Origin of the sequence: Helicobacter pylori (assembly GCF_001998165.1) — a bacterium.
Classification (GTDB): Bacteria; Campylobacterota; Campylobacteria; order Campylobacterales; family Helicobacteraceae; genus Helicobacter; species Helicobacter pylori_DL.
In genome coordinates this window covers 1-18,568 of the sequence record NZ_MTWR01000059.1, presented here as the reverse complement: position 1 = coordinate 18,568, position 18,568 = coordinate 1, and the positions used below count along the sequence as shown (strand labels likewise).

Here is an 18,568-nt window from a genome sequence, read left to right as displayed (position 1 = left end):
AAAGTTCGTTTGAGGCATGCAAAATGAAAGACATTTATTCTGGCGTAGAAAAGAGCATTAAAGATCTTCAAAGTATTTTTAAAAACACTGATAATGAAAATGAAAGATTAAAAAAATTCAACCAAGAAGCGTTGGAGGTATTTCAAAAATTAGAACTTAAAAGTTTAAAAGAGCTTGAAAGCTTGAAAAATAATGAAGAGTGGGAAAATTTTACCATTGCTTTTTATGGGGAAACCGGTGCGGGGAAATCAACCCTTATTGAATGTTTGAGGATGTTTTTTAAAGAACAAAGCAAAGTAGTTCAACAAGAACGATTCAAGCGGCTTTATTCCAATTACCAAAACAACTATCAAAATGATGAATGCAAAAAACAAGCTATTTTAAACGAACTTCATTCATTGCAAGATGGAGCGATTATAGGCGATGGGAGAAGCGATTTCACTTTAAAAACGCAATCTTATCCTTTCCAATACAACCATCAAAACTTTATTTTGCTGGATGTGCCAGGGATAGAAGGCAGCGAACAAAAAGTGATCGATCAGATTTCTAACGCAACGCAAAAAGCCCATGCTATATTTTATGTTACCAAAACGCCTAATCCTCCGCAAAAAGGAGAAGAAGGGAAAAGGGGAACGATTGAAAAAATCCAAAGACAACTCGGTTTGCAAACAGAGGTATGGACGATTTTCAACAAACCGATTAATAGCCCAAGAGCTTTAAAAGATAGGCTTATTAATGAAAGCGAAAAAGAAAGCTTAAAAATTTTAAATAAAGAGATGAAAAACATTTTAGGCGAACACTACATGGGCTATAAAGCAGTGAGTGCCCAAGTGGCTTTTTATGGCCTTGCACAGGCTTTGATCCCAGGGACTGATTTTGATAAAAACAAACAAAAATTTTTAAAAGATTTTAAAGCAGGAGAATTATTGTATAAATCCCGTTTCCAACAATTAAGAGAATTTATAACCGAAGCGCTTCTTAAAAACTCACGCGCCAAAATCATTCAATCAAACTGCAATAAAGCCTTAAAAGTGGTAGAACAATTACAAAATACGATAAAAACCACGATTGAAAAACGGATCGATCCAATGATTAAAGAAGCACAAGAACACCAACAAGAAGCCCGCTATAATCTGGATCGTTCTACAGAAAAATTTATATTAAATTTAACCAATTCAGCGTTCTACGAAATCGATCAATTCAAATCTGACTTGAGAGAAAAAATGTATGTGCATATTAACAAAAATATTGAAGATGAGGAATGTAAAGAAATTTTTAAAAATGAACTCATTCAAGGAATTGAAACATTGCATGAAGACATAAAATGGCGGTTTAGAGAATGTGAGAAACGATTTGATGGAGAGATAAAAGAAGCTATTAAACAACTTGAATACAGAATTAAAGATTCTCTAGCAATGTTAGAGCACATCAGTATTGATAGAGGCTTTAATCTTAATTTTGATATTGATAGCGGCATTGATGGAACAAAATTAGCCACTTCAATAGGAGGTTTGGGTTTGCTTGGGATATTTAACGCTTGGAATCCTATGGGTTGGCTTGCTCTGACCGCAGGGATTATTACAGGATTAGTTGGAATAGCCAGATCAATCTGGAGCTTTTTTAGTTCAAGATATAAAAGATCCCAACAAAAAAAAGAAGTGGATAAGAATTTACATCAAATTTGTGAAAAAATTGTGCAGGATGTGAAAAGCCGACTTGAAAGTCGCAAAAAAGACATACGGGAAAAGATTGAAAAACTCAAAGCCAATCTTAGACCTGTTGATAATTACAAACGCATGAAAAGACAATTGAAAGAAGCCCATGAAAGATTAGGATACATCTCTCATAGTATCCATCTAACAATATCAAAACAAGGAGTATTTTTCTAACCCTAAAAACACCAGAGGCAAGCTCATTATGGCATGCGGGACCGGCAAAACCTACACTTCTTTAAAAATCATGGAAGCTTTAGGCCCTAAGATCATGCTTTTTTTAGCGCCCAGCATCGCTTTGCTTTCTCAAACTTTTAGAGAATACGCGCAAGAAAAAAGCGAGCCTTTTTACGCTTCTATCGTGTGCAGCGATGATAAACCGGGCAAAGTAAGAACGAAGACAATGACGATATTAAATTTTCTGAGCTCCCTTTAAAGCCCTCCACTCGCCTTGAAGACATTTTAAGCGTTTATGAAAAAGCGCAAAAAGAAAACAAGCGCTTCATTATCTTTTCAACTTATCAAAGCGCGTTGCGTATTAAAGAAGCACAAGAAGCGGGTTTGAATGAAATCGATCTCATTATTTGCGATGAAGCCCATAGAACGGTAGGGGCTATGTATTCTAGTAATGAAAGGGACGATAAAAACGCTTTCACGCTGTGCCATAGCGATAAAAATATTAAAGCTACAAAACGCCTGTACATGACCGCCACGCCTAAAGTGTATAGCGAAAGTTCTAAAGCTAAAGCCAAAGAGAGCGATAACGTTATCTATTCCATGGACGATGAAGAGGTTTTTGGCGAAGAAATCTATACGCTCAATTTTGAAAGAGCGATCGCTTTGGATCTTCTCACCGATTACAAAGTCATCATTTTAGCGGTGCGAAAAGAAAATTTAAGCGGCGTTACTAACAGCGCGAATAAGAAAATCATCAGCCAGCTCAAAGCCGAAGGCACTAAGTTGGATAAAAAGCTCATCAATAACGAATTTGTGTGCAAGATCGTTGGCACGCATAAAGGGTTAGCCAAGCAAGATGTGATCGCTTTAAACGATGAAAACAAAGAAGACAACGACTTGAAAAACAAAGCAGACACCTTTGTTTCTCAAAGAGCCATAAGCTTTTGTAAAAGCATACAAACGAGTAAAAATATCAAAGACTCCTTTGAAACGATCATGGAATGCTATGATGAAGAGCTGAAGAAAAAGAGTTTTAAAAACCTAAAAATCAATATCGATCATGTTGATGGCACCATGAATTGTAAGGAGAGGCTTGAGAAATTAGAAAAATTAAACCAATTCGAGCCTAACACTTGTAAGGTTTTGAGTAATGCCAGGTGTTTGAGTGAAGGGGTGGATGTCCCGGCGCTTGATAGCGTGATCTTTTTTGATGGCAGAAGCGCGATGGTGGATATTATCCAAGCGGTGGGTAGGGTGATGCGAAAAGCCAAAAACAAGAAAAGAGGCTATATCATTTTGCCTATCGCTTTAGAAGAGAGTGAAATTAAAAACCTAGATGAAGCTGTCAATAACACCAATTTCAAAAACATTTGGAAAGTGATAAAAGCCTTAAGAAGCCATGATTCAAGCCTGGTTGATGAAGCCACTTTTAAAGAAAAAATCAAAATCTTTGGAAGCGATGATACAAGCAATTTAGACGATGAGGAAGAGTTAAAAAAAGATAAAACCGAGCAATCCGATCCCAAACAAGCCCAAAAAACCCTTTTTGACGCTATCTTGCTGCAAGATCTAGCGGACGCTGTGTATAATGTCATGCCCACTAAATTAGGGGACAGGAATTATTGGGAAAATTTCGCCAAAAAAACGGGCAATATCGCAAGAACCTTGAATGAGCGCCTAAAAGACATTTTTGGCAAAAACCCTGAAATTTTTGACAACTTTTTAACTTCGTTAAGAGGCAATATCCACCAAAACATCAAAGAAGAGGAAGCGTTGGACATGATCACTTCCCACGTTATCACTAAGCCCATTTTTGATGCGATTTTTGGGGACAATATAAAAAACCCTATCGCAAAAGCACTGGATAAAATGGTTTTAAAACTCTCCGATCTAGGGCTAGAAGGAGAAACTAAAGATCTTAAAAACCTCTATGAAAGCGTGAAAACAGAAGCCACGCACGCCAAAAGCCAAAAAAGCCAACAAGAACTCATTAAAAACCTCTACAACACTTTCTTTAAAGAAGCCTTTAAAAAGCAAAGCGAAAAGCTAGGGATCGTTTATACGCCCATAGAGGTGGTGGATTTCATTTTAAGAGCCACTAACGGCATTTTGAAAAAGCATTTCCATACGGATTTTAACGATCAAAGCATCACGATTTTTGACCCCTTCACCGGCACCGGGAGTTTTATCGCTCGTTTGCTTTCAAAAGAAAACGGACTCATTAGCGATGAAGCCTTAAAAGAGAAATTTCAAAAAAATTTGTTCGCTTTTGACATCGTGCTTTTATCTTATTACATCGCTTTGATCAATATCACCCAAGCCGCGCAAAATAGGGACAGCTCGTTAAAAAATTTCAAAAACATCGCGCTCACGGACAGCCTGGATTATTTGGAAGAGAAAAACGATAAGGGGGTATTCTCATTTTTTGAAGATTTGAAAGAAAACAAAGACATCAAAGACACTCTAGCCGACCAAAACATCAGAGTCATCATCGGCAACCCGCCTTATTCAGCCGGCGCTAAAAGCGAAAACGATAACAACCAAAACCTAACCCACCCTAAGCTTGAAAAATTAGTTTATGAAACTTACGGCAAAAATTCCACCGCCAAAGTGGGGAATACCACACGAGACACGCTCATCCAGTCAATCCGCATGGCGAGCGATCTTTTAAAAGATAAGGGGGTGCTAGGCTTTGTGGTGAACGGGAGTTTCATTGACTCTAAAAGCGCGGACGGGTTCAGAAAATGCGTGGCCAAAGAATTTTCGCATCTTTATGTATTGAATTTGAGGGGGAACGCTAGGACTTCAGGAGAGGAGCGAAAAAAAGAAGGAGATGGAATCTTTGATAGCGGATCCAGGGCGACGGTAGCGGTTATCTTTTTTGTGAAAGATAAGGACGCCCCCAATCATACGATTTTTTACTATGAAGTGGAGGATTATTTGAAAAGGGAAGCCAAACTCAACTGGCTCGCGGGTTTTGAAAATTTGGATTTGGTGCCTTTTAAGGAAATCATCCCGAATGACAAAGGCGATTGGATCAACCAAAGGAATGACGATTTTGAAAAGCTCATCCCTTTAAAAAGAGACAAAAAACTCAAAATATTCAATACTATTTTTGATCTCAATTCTCTTGGCGTGGCAAGCAGCCGTGATCCTTGGGTGTATAACTTTTCTCCAAACGCTTTAATGCAATCGGTGCAAAAATGCATTGACACTTATAACGCTGATTTGAAGCGCTTTAATGCGCATTTTAGGGAAGCTTTCAAACAACGCGCCAAAGGCGTCAAATCAGACAAACTTTATAAGCATCTCAACGATTCAGAAATCACCACCGATAAAACGAAAATCGCATGGGTTCAAAATCTTAAAACGCAACTGATAAAAGGGAAAAAACTCGATGATTTTTCGCAAGAAAAAATCTCTGTTAGTTTGTATCGCCCTTTTAATAAACAATATTTTTACTACGAGCGAGAGCTTTCTTGGAGTTTTTACTCAATGAAAAAAATTTTCCCGGATAAAAGCGCGCACAATGTGGTGATCAATACAACCACAAGAAATTTTTGCTCACTTATAAGCGACGCTATCCCTGATACGCATTTTATAGGCGATGCCAACGCTTACCCCTTGTATTATTACGACGATCTGGGGAATCGCTATAACGCTATCAGCGGCTATGCGCTCAACCTCTTCAGGAGGCATTACCAAGATGACTCTATCGTTGAAGAAGAAATTTTTTACTACATTTATGCGATTTTCCACCATAAAGGCTATTTGGAAAAATACAAAAACTCCCTCGCCAAAGAAGCGCCGCGAATCGCTTTGAGCGAAGATTTTAAAGAACTCTCTATGCTTGGCAAAGAATTAGCCGAATTGCATTTGAACTATGAGAGCGGGGAAATGCACGATAGCGTTAAACATAACCTACTAGAGAACGCCGGAATGGAGGGCTATTATGATGTGATCCAAATGAAAAAGGATAAAAAAGGGGATCGCATCATTTATAACCAAAATATCACCATCACTAATATCCCTAAAAAAGCCTTTGACTATATGGTGAATGGCAAAAGCGCGATCGACTGGGTGATCGAACGCTATTCAATCACTACCGATAAAGACAGCTTGATTGAAAACAACCCAAACGATTACGCCGGCGGCAAATATATTTTTGAACTCCTTTGTAGGGTCATCAAACTCTCTGTAAAAAGCGTGGATTTGATTGAAAAGATCAGCGAGAAGAGATTTGAGTGATCGCATCGCTTGGGGGTGTGGAATATTTTGAAGGGCAATGTCTTGCTTTTTTAAAAAATCCACAAACCAATCCACAAAATGAGCAATACATTCCAGGAGTGTTTTCGTATCAAGAAAACAAAATTTCTTTTTCTTTTATGGTTTCAGGAGAAACTAAAGAGATCCACTCTTTGCAATACCAAACGCTCTATATTGTGGATAACAAAAAAAGATACACTCTTTACAAGCCTTATAATCGCATTATTTTAGGTCATGTTTTAGGGTATCCTATACCAATCACATTTTATTATGAATGGCTGTTTGATGATCATATTGATCCAAACAAAATTAAGGGTGAGTGTTTTGTTTGCAGGACAAATTATTTAGAAAGCTTTTTTACAACCAAGAAGCATTTGCTACCTAATGTATTATCTAAAGCAGATGAAAGTGGGTGTGAAAGTTATCATGGGGATAACGATAAGAATTTTATCTTACAATCATTTTATACTCAAAATGATTTTTTTGTCCCAAAAATATGAAAAAGACAAGATAAAAGCAAGATTTAATTCATTGTTTTCTAAAAGACAGAATCGTTTATTAACTTATCAATGTGATTTGTTTTTGGAATGCAATATGATTTTTGAAACCCTTGAAAAATTAGAGCTTATTACTGAAGCAATTAAAAACTTTTTTATTTTGATTTATGCTCATTCTAATTTTGACATCCAAATTGACTATATCCAATTTAAGCTTTCTAATAAAGACATTACAGCAATAAGAAACACTTACAAAAAAGATAAAAAGTCCATGGAGATAGATCCTTATGGGATTGCTATACAATTCAAACAGATAGACCATTTCTCTGTAATACTTGAAAAATGGATTGATTTTTACACTCAAAAAAATAGGGGTTTTCAACTTCCAAGTATTTTAGACATTATCAATAAAAAAGATCCAATTATTCACTTGTATTTGGACATGTTTGTATTGATCAGTATGATTGAAAGTTTTTTTGTATTGATCAGTATGATTGAAAGTTTTTTAAAGAAATTACAAAAAACAAAACTCCGTGAAAAACTCTCTGAATTTTTTAAAATTTCATTATCTAGGACAAAATGCGATCAAACAAAAAATTATTTTAATGATAAATGTCAAGAAGATCTAATCCAACAGATTGTTGACTGCCGCAACAATCTGGCACACGGAGATGATTTAAAGCTTGATACAAACAAAGCTACAGACATTAGCCATGCTTTCATGGATTTCAAGCAAATTGTCATTGAATTTTTCTTTGGCAAGATAGAATTGAGCGATTTTATTACAAACAATTTTGGTTTTCTTAACAAAGTTAAATTAAGAAATCCCCCAAAAACAGAAAAAATCGCAGAGCCAAACCGCTAAAACCCCCTAGAAAATTTAAAATTTTAAGTTTTAGGGGTGTTTTTCTTAAGAATTTAGGTTTTTTATAGATTATTATGTTATTATTATACGAAATGTAGACTTTTAGAAGGAAAAATGTTGTATGAAAAAGTTTGTAGTGTTTAAAACGCTCTGTTTATCGGTAGTGTTAGGTAATAGTCTTGTGGCAGCAGAAGGTAGCACAGAAGTGCAAAAGCAATTGGAAAAGCCAAAAGACTATAAAGCAGTGAAAGGCGAGAAAAACGCTTGGTATTTGGGGATCAGCTATCAAGTCGGTCAGGCTTCGCAAAGCGTTAAAAACCCCCCAAAGAGCAGTGAATTTAACTATCCTAAGTTCCCTGTGGGTAAAACCGACTATCTGGCCGTTATGCAAGGCTTAGGGCTTACTGTGGGTTATAAGCAGTTTTTTGGAGAGAAGAGATGGTTTGGTGCGCGCTATTACGGCTTTATGGATTATGGGCATGCCGTGTTTGGAGCGAACGCTTTGACATCAGATAATGGTGGGGCGTGTAAACTCAATGAGCCATGTGCGACCAAAGTAGGGACTATGGGCAATCTGTCTGACATGTTCACTTATGGTGTGGGTATTGACACTTTATACAATGTCATTAATAAAGAGGATGCGAGTTTTGGTTTCTTTTTTGGGGCTCAAATTGCGGGTAACTCTTGGGGTAATACGACAGGGGCCTTTTTGGAAACTAAAAGCCCTTATAAGCACACCTCCTATAGCCTTGATCCGGCGATTTTCCAGTTCCTTTTTAATTTAGGGATTCGCACCCATATTGGCCGGCATCAAGAATTTGACTTTGGCGTGAAGATTCCTACTATCAATGTTTATTATTTTAACCATGGGAACTTGAGCTTCACTTACCGCCGTCAATACAGCCTTTATGTAGGGTATCGTTACAATTTCTGATTTAAAACGCTTGTTTTTCTCTAATTGAAGTTTTTCAATTAGAGTTTTCTGCATAGACCACCGCTTTCTTTTGAAACATTTTTTAAAGTTTTTTGAAAATTAGAATTAAAATCTTTTTGATCATGTTATGATAGTTCAAAAATTTAACAAGGATTAAGCATGTTATATTCCTCTAAAATCCAATCCCTTTCAGAATCCACAACGATCGCTATCAGCACGCTCGCTAAAGAATTGAAATCGCAAGGAAAAGATATTTTAAGTTTTTCAGCGGGCGAGCCTGATTTTGACACCCCGCAAGCGATTAAAGATGCGGCTATAAAAGCCCTAAATGACGGCTTTACAAAATACACTCCAGTGGCTGGGATTCCTGAATTACTCAAAGCGATCGCTTTTAAATTGAAAAAAGAAAACAACTTGGATTATGAGCTGAGTGAAATTTTAGTGAGTAATGGCGCTAAGCAAAGCCTGTTCAATGCGATTCAGGCCTTAATAGGGGAGGGCGATGAGGTGATTATCCCTGTGCCTTTTTGGGTAACTTACCCTGAGCTTGTGAAATACAGCGGAGGGGTGAGTCAATTCATTCAAACCGATGAAAAAAGCCATTTTAAAATCACCCCCAAGCAGCTTAAAGACGCCTTAAGCCCCAAAACAAAAATGCTCATTCTCACCACTCCATCAAACCCTACCGGCATGCTTTATAGTAAGGCGGAATTAGAGGCTTTGGGCGAAGTTTTGAAAGAGACAAAAGTTTGGGTGCTTAGCGATGAAATTTATGAAAAGCTTGTCTATAAAGGGGAGTTTGTTTCTTGTGCGGCAGTGAGTGAAGAGATGAAAAAACGCACCATTACCATTAATGGCTTGAGTAAGTCAGTGGCGATGACAGGCTGGCGTATGGGCTATGCGGCGAGCAAGGATAAAAAGTTAGTCAAATTGATGAACAACTTGCAAAGCCAATGCACTTCCAATATCAATTCTATCACGCAAATGGCTTCTATTGTGGCGCTTGAGGGGTTGGTGGATAAGGAAATTGAAACGATGCGTCAGGCTTTTGAAAAACGCTGTGATTTAGCCCACGCAAAAATCAATGCGATTGGAGGGTTGAATGCTTTGAAACCTGATGGGGCGTTTTATCTGTTTATTAATATTGGCAGTCTTTGTGGGGGGGATTCGATGCGATTTTGCCATGAGTTATTAGAAAAAGAAGGCGTGGCGTTAGTACCTGGAAAGGCTTTTGGATTGGAAGGTTATGTTCGTTTGTCTTTTGCATGCTCAGAAGAACAGATTGAAAAGGGGATTGAACGCATCGCTCGCTTTGTCAAATCAAAGGAATAAAAAGAATTTTTATTTATAAAAGGGGGGATTTTAATCTTGTTTGGAATTTTATATTGTAGTTAGTGGCATGGCGTGGTATAATGGTTAGAGTTAAAAGTTTGAAAAGTGCAGTTTTCATAACTAAATGAATTTTTGAAAGGAATAGAGGAATAATTATGGCAGTAAGATTTGATAACAACAATAACTCTGAATGGTATGGAAGAAATGCGAATATTTTTTGACAAAATCAATAATGGCTCGTCTTTTGGGGTTATTTTATGACTATTCTCCCAACAACAAACTTCTAATTTGCATGGAAAAACGATTGAGTTTCTTGATAATCCAACAAACTATCCACCAGTTACTTTGGCACTTTGAAATTGCTAATGATTTAGAAAGTGGTAAGATAGTTGGTAAAAAAATTATTAGTGATGCTTTATTGGGCGTTAGCTGTTGTTTTATGGATAATGAGAATTTAAAAAATTTAAAAAAATTACTATCACAAGATCAAATAAATCTATCAAATGCGATTATAACGGCTATCAATCAAGTAGAGAATGATCTATGTGTGATCAATCCTACTTCCGCCATAATTGACAAGATTGAATACCATTTCCGTGACAATACATTCCATTTTATCTTTAATGTTAGCGATAGCTATAGCTTCGTCTTAAGCGAAAAATCAAGATTAATTATTGAAGTGCCTAGAGTAGCATTAGAAAATATTAAGTTACCTGATATGAAAGAAATATGTGTTAATCAATGGTATATAAACATTTTTATAAATATATCGAAATATTCTATCTATGAAGGTTCTTATATCATTGATCTGCACTTAATAGATGACTAAACCCTAAATGAAACACCCCCTAGAAGAATTAAAAGACCCTATAGAAAATCTTTTGCTATGGATTGGACGCTTTTTGCGTTACAAATGCACAAGCTTGTCTAATTCCCAAGTGAAAGACCAAAACAAGGTTTTTGAATGCTTGAACGAACTAAATCAAGCGTCCGTCAGCTCAAGCCAATTAGAAAAAGTTTGTAAAAAAGCCCGTAACGCCGGATTACTCGGGATCAACACCTACGCACTGCCCCTACTCAAATTCCACGAATACACAAAAAAGATTTCTTTAAAATCGCTCAAAAGCATTGATGAAGTGCTGCTCGCTGAATTTTTGAGCGTCTATACCGGAGGTTTGAGTTTAGCCACTAAGAAAAATTACAGGATCGCCCTACTCGGGCTTTTTAGCTACATAGACAAGCAAAATCAAGATGAAAATGAAAAATCTTATATTTATAATATCACGCTTAAAAATATCAGCGGAGTCAATCAAAGCGCGGGCAACAAGCTCCCTACTCACTTAAATAATGAAGAATTAGAAAAATTTTTAGAGGGCATTGATAAAATAGAAATGTCTGCTAAAGTGCGTGCCAGAAACCGCCTGCTCATTAAAATCATCGTTTTTACGGGCATGCGTTCTAACGAAGCCTTACAGCTTAAAATAAAGGATTTTACTTTAGAAAATGGCTGTTACACGATTTTGATTAAAGGTAAGGGCGACAAATACAGAGCGGTGATGCTCAAAGCTTTCCACATTGAGAGCCTTTTAAAAGAATGGCTCATGGAAAGGGAATTATATCCCGTTAAAAATGATTTATTGTTTTGCAACCAAAAAGGCAGCGCTTTAACGCAAGCGTATTTGTATAAACAGGTGGAGCGCATCATCAATTTTGCGGGTCTGAGAAGGGAAAAAAACGGGGCGCACATGTTAAGGCATTCTTTTGCGACCTTGCTTTATCAAAAACGTCATGATTTGATTTTAGTTCAAGAAGCTCTAGGGCATGCGAGCTTGAATACTAGCAGGATTTACACGCATTTTGACAAAGAACGTTTAAAAGAAGCGGCGAGCATTTGGGAAGAAAATTAAAAACACTCCCTACCCCCTTAAAAAAATGATTTTTACCATAAAATAATCAAAACCCCATTTTTTAAGAAAATAAAGAGTTTTTAGCTTGCTGGTTTAAAATTTTGTTTTCAAATTCTAACAGCCACTTTTTGACTTCTATGCCCCCATTATACCCCCCTAAAGCGCCATTTTTACGCACCACTCTATGACAAGGCACGATCAAAGAAATAGGGTTATTGCGATTAGCGTTGCCAATAGCTCTGCAAGATCTAGGGTTATTAATGAGCTTTGCGATTTCATCGTAACTTTTTGTCTTGCCATAAGGGATAGTCATTAACGCAGACCAAACTTGTTTTTGAAAAGAAGTCCCTATCAAATCCAAAGGCACATCAAATTCAAAAAGTTGTCCCAAGAAATAACGCTCTAAGGCTTGAACGCTGAGTTTTAATGGGGTATTCATAGGGGTGTTATGAGAAAAATTGGCCGCATCAAAGTCCAGCCTTAATAAATGGCTCTCATTAGCGCACAAATGCAAATACTCTAAAGGGAAACTCTTAGGGGTCTTAAAATAGTAGTGGTATAAAACCATTAATTAAAAAAAGAGTTTGTATAAAATAATCAATAACGACAAACCATACACCCCTAAAATCAAAGCTTTATGCATTTTTTCATTCAAAAGCCCCATGATCCATTTAATCCCAATGCTCACGCCCATAACAGAGCCTAAGCCCACAATCGCCCCTGCTACTAGCACTTCTTTATTGATGATGTGGTGATAGATTAAAGAAAAAGCTCCTGAAATGGAAGAAAACAAGATAAAAAATAACCCCAACGCCACGCATTTTTTAGAATCATACCCTAAAAAATAATGCATCAAAGGCACCATGAGCATCCCCCCGCCAATCCCTAAAGTGATAGCAAAAAACCCTGTGAGCGCGCCAATTAAGAATAATTTTAAACCTTGCAAATGGTAGCGTTTGGTATCCGCTATCAAATCTTTTTTTTTGGGTTTTAGAACAAATTGGATCATAGAATACACGACTAAAAGCGCGAAAATAACCATTAAAATTTTACTGGAAACGATTTTTAAAACCAAACCGCTAAAACTCGCCCCTATCAGCCCCCCTGCCCCTATCAACAAGCCTAAAGAAAAATCAAGCGATTTTTTTTTGAAATTCAAAACAGATCCCACGAACGATGAAAGCACCATTTGCAAAATGGAAATCCCAATGGATTCTTCAAAAGAATGCCCGGTTGCGAGCATGATAGGGACAATGATCAACCCCCCACCAATGCCAAAAATCCCAGATAGAATGCCAGTAAAAAGCCCTATCGCTATGTATAACGCATAAATATCCATAAAAACCCTTAAAAAAGTAAAAACCCCCTCTTAAAAGAAAATTAAAAATAACCCTATTCTAATCAAATGCAAATAACCAAACCCCCCTAAACAACGCTTTTAAAAGTGATGCTTTTATTGGTCTGTTTTGTTTTTGCAACACAAAACATGCGAATCTTCATTGGGTTCGCTGACTGAAAGGTTTCTTAATTCATAAGCCAATTTGATAGACGCCATAGCGTCATCCAAGCCAAACCCCCCTTGAGCTAAAATCTGTTTGTAGCTTTCTATATACAGGTTATCAAAGCTCTGCGTGAGATTGACTTCTTCGCCCTCTAGGATCATTTTATGATAAACCTTTTCTTTAGCCACTCCCATGTGTTCTGGATTGATGGAAAAAAACCATCTTATTTTGGCATGCTCTAAAAAGAGTATCCCGCACACGCAGTCAGGCTCTTCTCTGTTAATAACCTTGTCTTTAACGCCTCCAAACAAATACAATAAAGCATCAAAGATATTCACTCCCATTTGAGTGGCTAACCCCCCGCTCCTATTCACATCCGCTCGCCATGAAGAAAAATACCATTTCCCTTGAACGCTGATATAAGTGAGCGTGATGTCAAACACCTTTTCAGGGTTTTTGTCTAATTCGCTCTTAATTTTTTCTTTCAAAGCCAGCGTGTCGCAATGCAAGCGCAAGGGCAAAAGACTGAACACCCTTTTTTGGTGTTTCACCTCTAAATCTTTCAATTCTTGTATTTCGCTAGGGTCTAAAACTAAGGGTTTTTCACAGATCACATGCATGCCGTTTCTTAACCCAAAACGGATGTGATCAAAATGCGTGTGCGTGGGCGTGCAAACACTCAAATAGTTGATTTCTTTACCCATAGCCCTAGACTGCTCTAAATGCTTTTCAAAATCTTCAATATTGGTAAAAAACTCTGATTGCGGGAAATACTCATCTAAAACCCCCACGCTATCATGAACATCAAAAGAGCAATCCAAAAAATGCCCTGTATCTCTAATGGCCTGCAAGTGCTTGGGAGCGATAAACCCCCCTGAACCAATCATCGCAAAAAGCATTCATCTTCCTTAAATAATTTTAAATCTCATTTTAGCAAAGATTAGCTTATTTAAGCTTATATTATTGGCAATTAAAACACTCCACCGATCGATCCAACACGCTTTTTTCATCTATGCTAGGGCTTTCGCTGCGCAAATAATAAGTGGATTTTAACCCTAATTTCCAAGCGAGCGTGTAGATGTCATGCAAGGTTTTACCGCTAGCGTTTTCTATGCGTAAAAACACATTAATGCTTTGGCCTTGATCGATCCACTTTTGGCGCACGGCCGCTGCTTTAATCAAATCTTTAGCGTCAATATCATAGGCTGATGTGTAAAAATTCCAGGTTTCTACATTCAAATTAGGCACTACAACTGGAATTAGCCCGCTCAAATTTTCTTCAAACCATTTTTTCTTATAAATGGGTTCAATCGTTTGGGTTGTGCCTACTAAAATAGAAATGGAGCTTGTGGGAGCGATCGCCATTAAATAGCCATTACGCATGCCATTAGTTTTGACTTTTTCCCTCAAACCTTGCCAATCGCAAGCGTGATTGAAAAGCCCTTTTTCCGTGAGCTTTAAGGCTTCATTGTTGGCTTTATCAATAGGGAAAATCCCCTTACTCCATTCTGAATTTTCAAAATCCTTATAAACCCCTTTTTCTTTCGCTAAATTCGCGCTCGTGTCAATCGCATGGTAGCTGATTTGCTCCATTAAAGCGTCAATTTTTTCTAAATGCTCTTTAGACCCCCAAGCGATTTGGTGTTCTGCGAGCATTTGCGCTTCACCCATAACCCCTAACCCTATGGCTCTATTTTGTAAATTAGTGGCTTTGACTTTGCGGTTAGGGTAGAAATTCAAATCAATCACATTGTCTAAAAGCCTGACTATGATCGGCACAACCCTTTTAATGTCTTCTTCAGTGTTGATCTTGCTTAAATTGATGCTCGCTAGATTGCACACCGCTGTTCGCCCGTCTTTAGCGACTTTAGTAGCGATATAGATTGGCTTGCCCTTTAGAATATCGGTGCTAGTGAGCTTGTTAGCGCATTTAGTGATATTACTATCTGTGGTTACCAACTCTTTTTCTTCAAAAAACTCTATGGTGCCATCAGTGTATTCTATTTGCATGTAGTAGTGGTTGGGTGCGGTGTTTTGAAAAATCTCCGTGCATAGATTGCTGGATCGAATGATTCCTGCATGAGCGTTTGGGTTGCACCGATTGGCGTTATCTTTAAAGGCTAAGAAAGGCAAACCGGCTTCAAAATAATTCATTAAGATTTTTTTCCATAAATCTTTAGCGTTAATGTATTCTTTAATGATTTTGGGATCTTTTTCATACTCTAAATAGCGTTTTTCAAAATCCTGCCCATAAAGCTCAGTCAAATCCTTACACTCATAAGGGTCAAACAAAGTCCACATCGCATCTTCTAAAACCCTTTTCATAAACAAATCGCACACCCAAAGAGCCGGGAATAAATCATGCGCTCTTCGCCTTTCATCGCCGCTATTTTTCCTTAAATTAATGAACTCCATCACATCAATGTGCCAAATTTCCAGATACACCGCAATCGCGCCCTTTCGTGTGCCTAATTGATCCACCGCAATCGCCACATCATTAGCGATCTTTAAAAAAGGGATCGTGCCAGCGCTCGCATTTTTATGCCCATCAATATAGCTCCCAATAGAGCGCACCAAAAAAAAACCCCAGCCAATCCCCCCGCCGTATTTGGACAACAGCGCCATTTCCTTGTAGCTGTCAAAAATCCCCTCAATATTATCCGGCGTGCTGCCAATATAGCATGAGCTGAGTTGGTGTTTGGTGGTGCGGGCGTTCGCTAGAGTGGGGGTCGCACACATCGCTTCAAATTTGCTCAAAACTTCATAAAATTCTAAAGCGATTTTGTTAGGTTCTTGTTCGTTTTGCGCTAAAAACATCGCAATGCTCATAAACATGTGTTGGGGCAATTCAATGGGATTGTTGTTAGCGTCTTTTAACAAATAACGATCATACAAGGTTTTAATCCCTAAATAATTGAATTGGAAATCCCTTTCAGGCTTGATCTGGCTATTTAAAAACTCTAAATCAAATTTTTCCTTAAAGCCCTTAAGGATGCGGCCCTTTTCTTCAGCGTTTTCAAAATACTCTTTCAAATGCCTATACCCTGTAAAACCGCTTACTTTATGGTATAGATCATACAAAAAAAGCCTTGAAGCGACAAAGCTCCAATTAGGCGTGTCAATATCTATTTTATCCACAGCGGTTTTAATCAAAGTTTGTTGGATTTCTTCAGTAGTGATCTTGTCCCTGAATTGCAACCTCGCATCCACTTCCAGCTCACTTTGGCTCACGCCCTCTAAATTGTCCGTAGCGTCCTTAGTGTATTTTTGGATTTTGGTAATGTCCAAAGGCTCAATGCGCCCGTTTCGTTTAACCACTGTAATCAAAATTTTTCCTTAAATTTGAATTAAATCGTTTGTTTTTTAAATTTGGAATTGTATCAATAAAAAACTTAAGAAAAAGAAAAGTTCAAGTTGGATCTGTTCTATTAATGAGAATGAGTTTTAAAGTTTTTTATTTTTTTATACCCCCTCCATTTAATGCTATTTGAGTTAAATCACCACCCTAATTTAGCACAAAATTTAAGAAAACCTTGAAACCCTAAAATGACCAAACCCTCTACAAGGAGATTGCTAGGATGCCCACAATACGCCGAAATTTCATGCATAGCGGCAATAAAGGGTATCGTTAAAAGCATCACATAAAAATCCCTTAGTCTTGCTCCTAACACAGCGTCATAAAACGCACCAAAAAACCTAGCCTTAAAAATGGCTTTAAAAAACTTGGGGAATCCTTGCCAAGTTTCAATCATTAAATAACCTACCGACCTGCCTTTAGGATTAAACAAGAGATTAGACAACAAAGCCGCTATTAGACCCACTAACCACACATAATAGCTGTATTTAGGGTCAAAAAGCGGATCGCTAGCTGAACCATTTATGTCATAAAAAATCCTAGTGGTTATGGAGATACATCCTCCATAGACTAGAGCCATTGCCCATCGATATTCCAAATCGCTCAAACGCTTTTTTGAGCCATTCAAGTTCTCTTTTGTAGTATCCATGCTATTTCCTTTCCCCCTATCACCTTGGCTCATTTAAGATCACCAAGCATGCCCAAAACTATAGCCGTAATCATAAAAATCACGGATAGGTTCTCTTGGGGCTTGTGGCTCTCTAGTTTGAGGCTCTCTATCAACGCCACGGATAAAATCTTCTACCCTATCGCCTACTTCAGACCCAATATATCCTCCTATTGCACCACCAACAAATCCGCCCATTTTATCACCAACAAAACCCCCAACACCACCCCCTATAAATTTGCCTAATTCACCCCTTGCCTCTATTTTAGGACCAGCTATAGCCACATTAACCATTGCACCGCACAAAACCACTACACAACTAAATGCTTTTAATCCACTCATAACAAATCCTTTCATAAATTGAGATTCAAGGCATGTTTGGCACACCTTGATAAGAATATTTATACCACAACCCTATTAAAAGCATTGTTACAGATCAGCGAAATATCACAAAAAAGATAAGTAGATGTTTTGTTTATTCACAAATTACAGGATTAAAGTAAATGATTATAATATTTTAGGATTTTTCATTATTGAAGCAAATTAAGATTTCTTAAAAAACTTAAAATACCCGTTTTCAATGTTAGTTTGAGGGGCGCGTGAAAGGCTCAACGAACCGCTAGGAATGTCTTTAGTGATGGTGGTGCCGCTGCCGATTAAGACATTAGAGCCGATAGTTATGGGGGCGACTAGTTGGCTATCGCTCCCTATAAAGACATTTTCACCGATGATCGTTTGGTGTTTATTTTTACCATCGTAATTGCAAGTGATCACGCCAGCCCCCACATTTGTGTTTTTCCCTATCTCGCAATCCCCTAAATAGCTCAAATGCCCTGCTTTAGCGCCTTGGAGTTTGGCGTTTTTAGTCTCTACAAAATTCCCCACATGGCTATCACAAATCACGCTTTTAGGGCGCGCATGGGCAAACGGCCCCACGCTGCTATTAATGATTTGGCTCTCTTCTATCACGCTATAAGCTTTAATGCGCGCGTTTTCTATCAAGCAATTCCCGCTCAAACGCACCCCTTGCTCTAAAACGCACTCCCCCTTAAAACTCACGCCTTTTTCTAAGTAAATACTGCTAGGCAATTGCATCATCACCCCCGAGTCCATGGCGTTTTTTCGCAGTCTTTCTAGCATGATTTCTTCAGCCTTCGCTCTTTCTGTTTGGCTATTCACCCCTAAAAAACACTCTTCTTCTAAGAAAATAGCGTCAATTTTTTCATTCCCCTTAATACCCAAAGCGATCAAATCCGTGAGATAGTATTCTTTTTGGGCGTTTTGGTCATGGAGCTTGGGTAAGTATTTTTCTAAAAACTTTCTTTCAAAAAAATACACGCCAGCATTCACGCTT

11 protein-coding genes and 3 pseudogenes are annotated in these 18,568 nt (G+C 37.8%); 7 read left to right on the top strand and 7 right to left on the bottom strand.

The window, feature by feature from the left end; genetic code table 11:
* Positions 1 to 23 precede the first annotated feature (23 nt).
* The 7 genes and pseudogenes from BZK24_RS07160 to xerH all read left to right on the top strand — a co-directional run bounded on the left by BZK24_RS07160 (position 24) and on the right by xerH (position 11,690).
* Positions 24 to 1,889, top strand: a complete 1,866-nt coding sequence (locus tag BZK24_RS07160; protein ID WP_077657009.1) for a GTPase — start codon at positions 24 to 26, stop codon at positions 1,887 to 1,889.
* Positions 1,867 to 6,137, top strand: a pseudogene (locus BZK24_RS07155) (type ISP restriction/modification enzyme); the annotation flags it as partial. The gene BZK24_RS07160 and the pseudogene BZK24_RS07155, both read left to right, overlap by 23 nt.
* Positions 6,134 to 7,517, top strand: a pseudogene (locus BZK24_RS07150) (HEPN domain-containing protein). The pseudogenes BZK24_RS07155 and BZK24_RS07150, both read left to right, overlap by 4 nt.
* A gap of 121 nt (positions 7,518 to 7,638) precedes the next feature.
* Positions 7,639 to 8,451 (top strand): outer membrane protein, encoded by an 813-nt coding sequence (locus BZK24_RS07145; RefSeq protein ID WP_077657008.1) that lies wholly within the window; start codon positions 7,639 to 7,641, stop codon positions 8,449 to 8,451.
* Positions 8,452 to 8,610: 159 nt separating this feature from the next.
* Complete coding sequence (locus BZK24_RS07140; protein ID WP_077657007.1) at positions 8,611 to 9,783, top strand: pyridoxal phosphate-dependent aminotransferase; 1,173 nt, start codon at positions 8,611 to 8,613, stop codon at positions 9,781 to 9,783.
* Between the two features lie 282 nt (positions 9,784 to 10,065).
* A pseudogene (locus BZK24_RS07135) lies at positions 10,066 to 10,612 on the top strand (hypothetical protein); the annotation flags it as partial.
* 7 nt (positions 10,613 to 10,619) lie between these two features.
* Positions 10,620 to 11,690 carry a tyrosine recombinase XerH gene (gene xerH / locus BZK24_RS07130; RefSeq protein WP_077657006.1) on the top strand — a complete coding sequence of 357 codons (1,071 nt, stop codon included), beginning with the start codon at positions 10,620 to 10,622 and terminating at the stop codon, positions 11,688 to 11,690.
* 61 nt (positions 11,691 to 11,751) lie between these two features.
* On the opposite strand, the gene BZK24_RS07125 is transcribed toward xerH, so the two are convergent.
* The 7 genes from BZK24_RS07125 to BZK24_RS07095 all read right to left on the bottom strand — a co-directional run.
* Positions 11,752 to 12,258 carry a methylated-DNA--[protein]-cysteine S-methyltransferase gene (locus BZK24_RS07125; protein ID WP_077657005.1) on the bottom strand — a complete coding sequence of 169 codons (507 nt, stop codon included), beginning with the start codon at positions 12,256 to 12,258 and terminating at the stop codon, positions 11,752 to 11,754.
* Between the two features lie 3 nt (positions 12,259 to 12,261).
* The gene (locus BZK24_RS07120; protein ID WP_077657004.1) at positions 12,262 to 13,029 is read right to left on the bottom strand and encodes a sulfite exporter TauE/SafE family protein; all 768 of its coding nucleotides are present in this window, start codon (positions 13,027 to 13,029) and stop codon (positions 12,262 to 12,264) included.
* 114 nt (positions 13,030 to 13,143) lie between these two features.
* On the bottom strand, positions 13,144 to 14,091 hold the full coding sequence (locus BZK24_RS07115) for a Gfo/Idh/MocA family protein (RefSeq protein ID WP_077657003.1): 948 nt from the start codon (positions 14,089 to 14,091) through the stop codon (positions 13,144 to 13,146).
* A gap of 61 nt (positions 14,092 to 14,152) precedes the next feature.
* Entirely contained in the window at positions 14,153 to 16,519 is a 2,367-nt protein-coding gene (locus BZK24_RS07110) for a ribonucleoside-diphosphate reductase subunit alpha (RefSeq protein WP_077657002.1), read from the bottom strand.
* 170 nt (positions 16,520 to 16,689) lie between these two features.
* Positions 16,690 to 17,196, bottom strand: coding sequence for a hypothetical protein (locus tag BZK24_RS07105; RefSeq protein WP_077657001.1), 507 nt, complete (start codon positions 17,194 to 17,196; stop codon positions 16,690 to 16,692).
* A 39-nt stretch (positions 17,197 to 17,235) separates the two neighbouring features.
* Complete coding sequence (locus tag BZK24_RS07100; RefSeq protein ID WP_033585687.1) at positions 17,236 to 17,556, bottom strand: hypothetical protein; 321 nt, start codon at positions 17,554 to 17,556, stop codon at positions 17,236 to 17,238.
* A 201-nt stretch (positions 17,557 to 17,757) separates the two neighbouring features.
* Positions 17,758 to 18,568: DapH/DapD/GlmU-related protein (locus tag BZK24_RS07095; RefSeq protein WP_277921260.1), on the bottom strand; the 811-nt coding region annotated here is incomplete at its 5' end.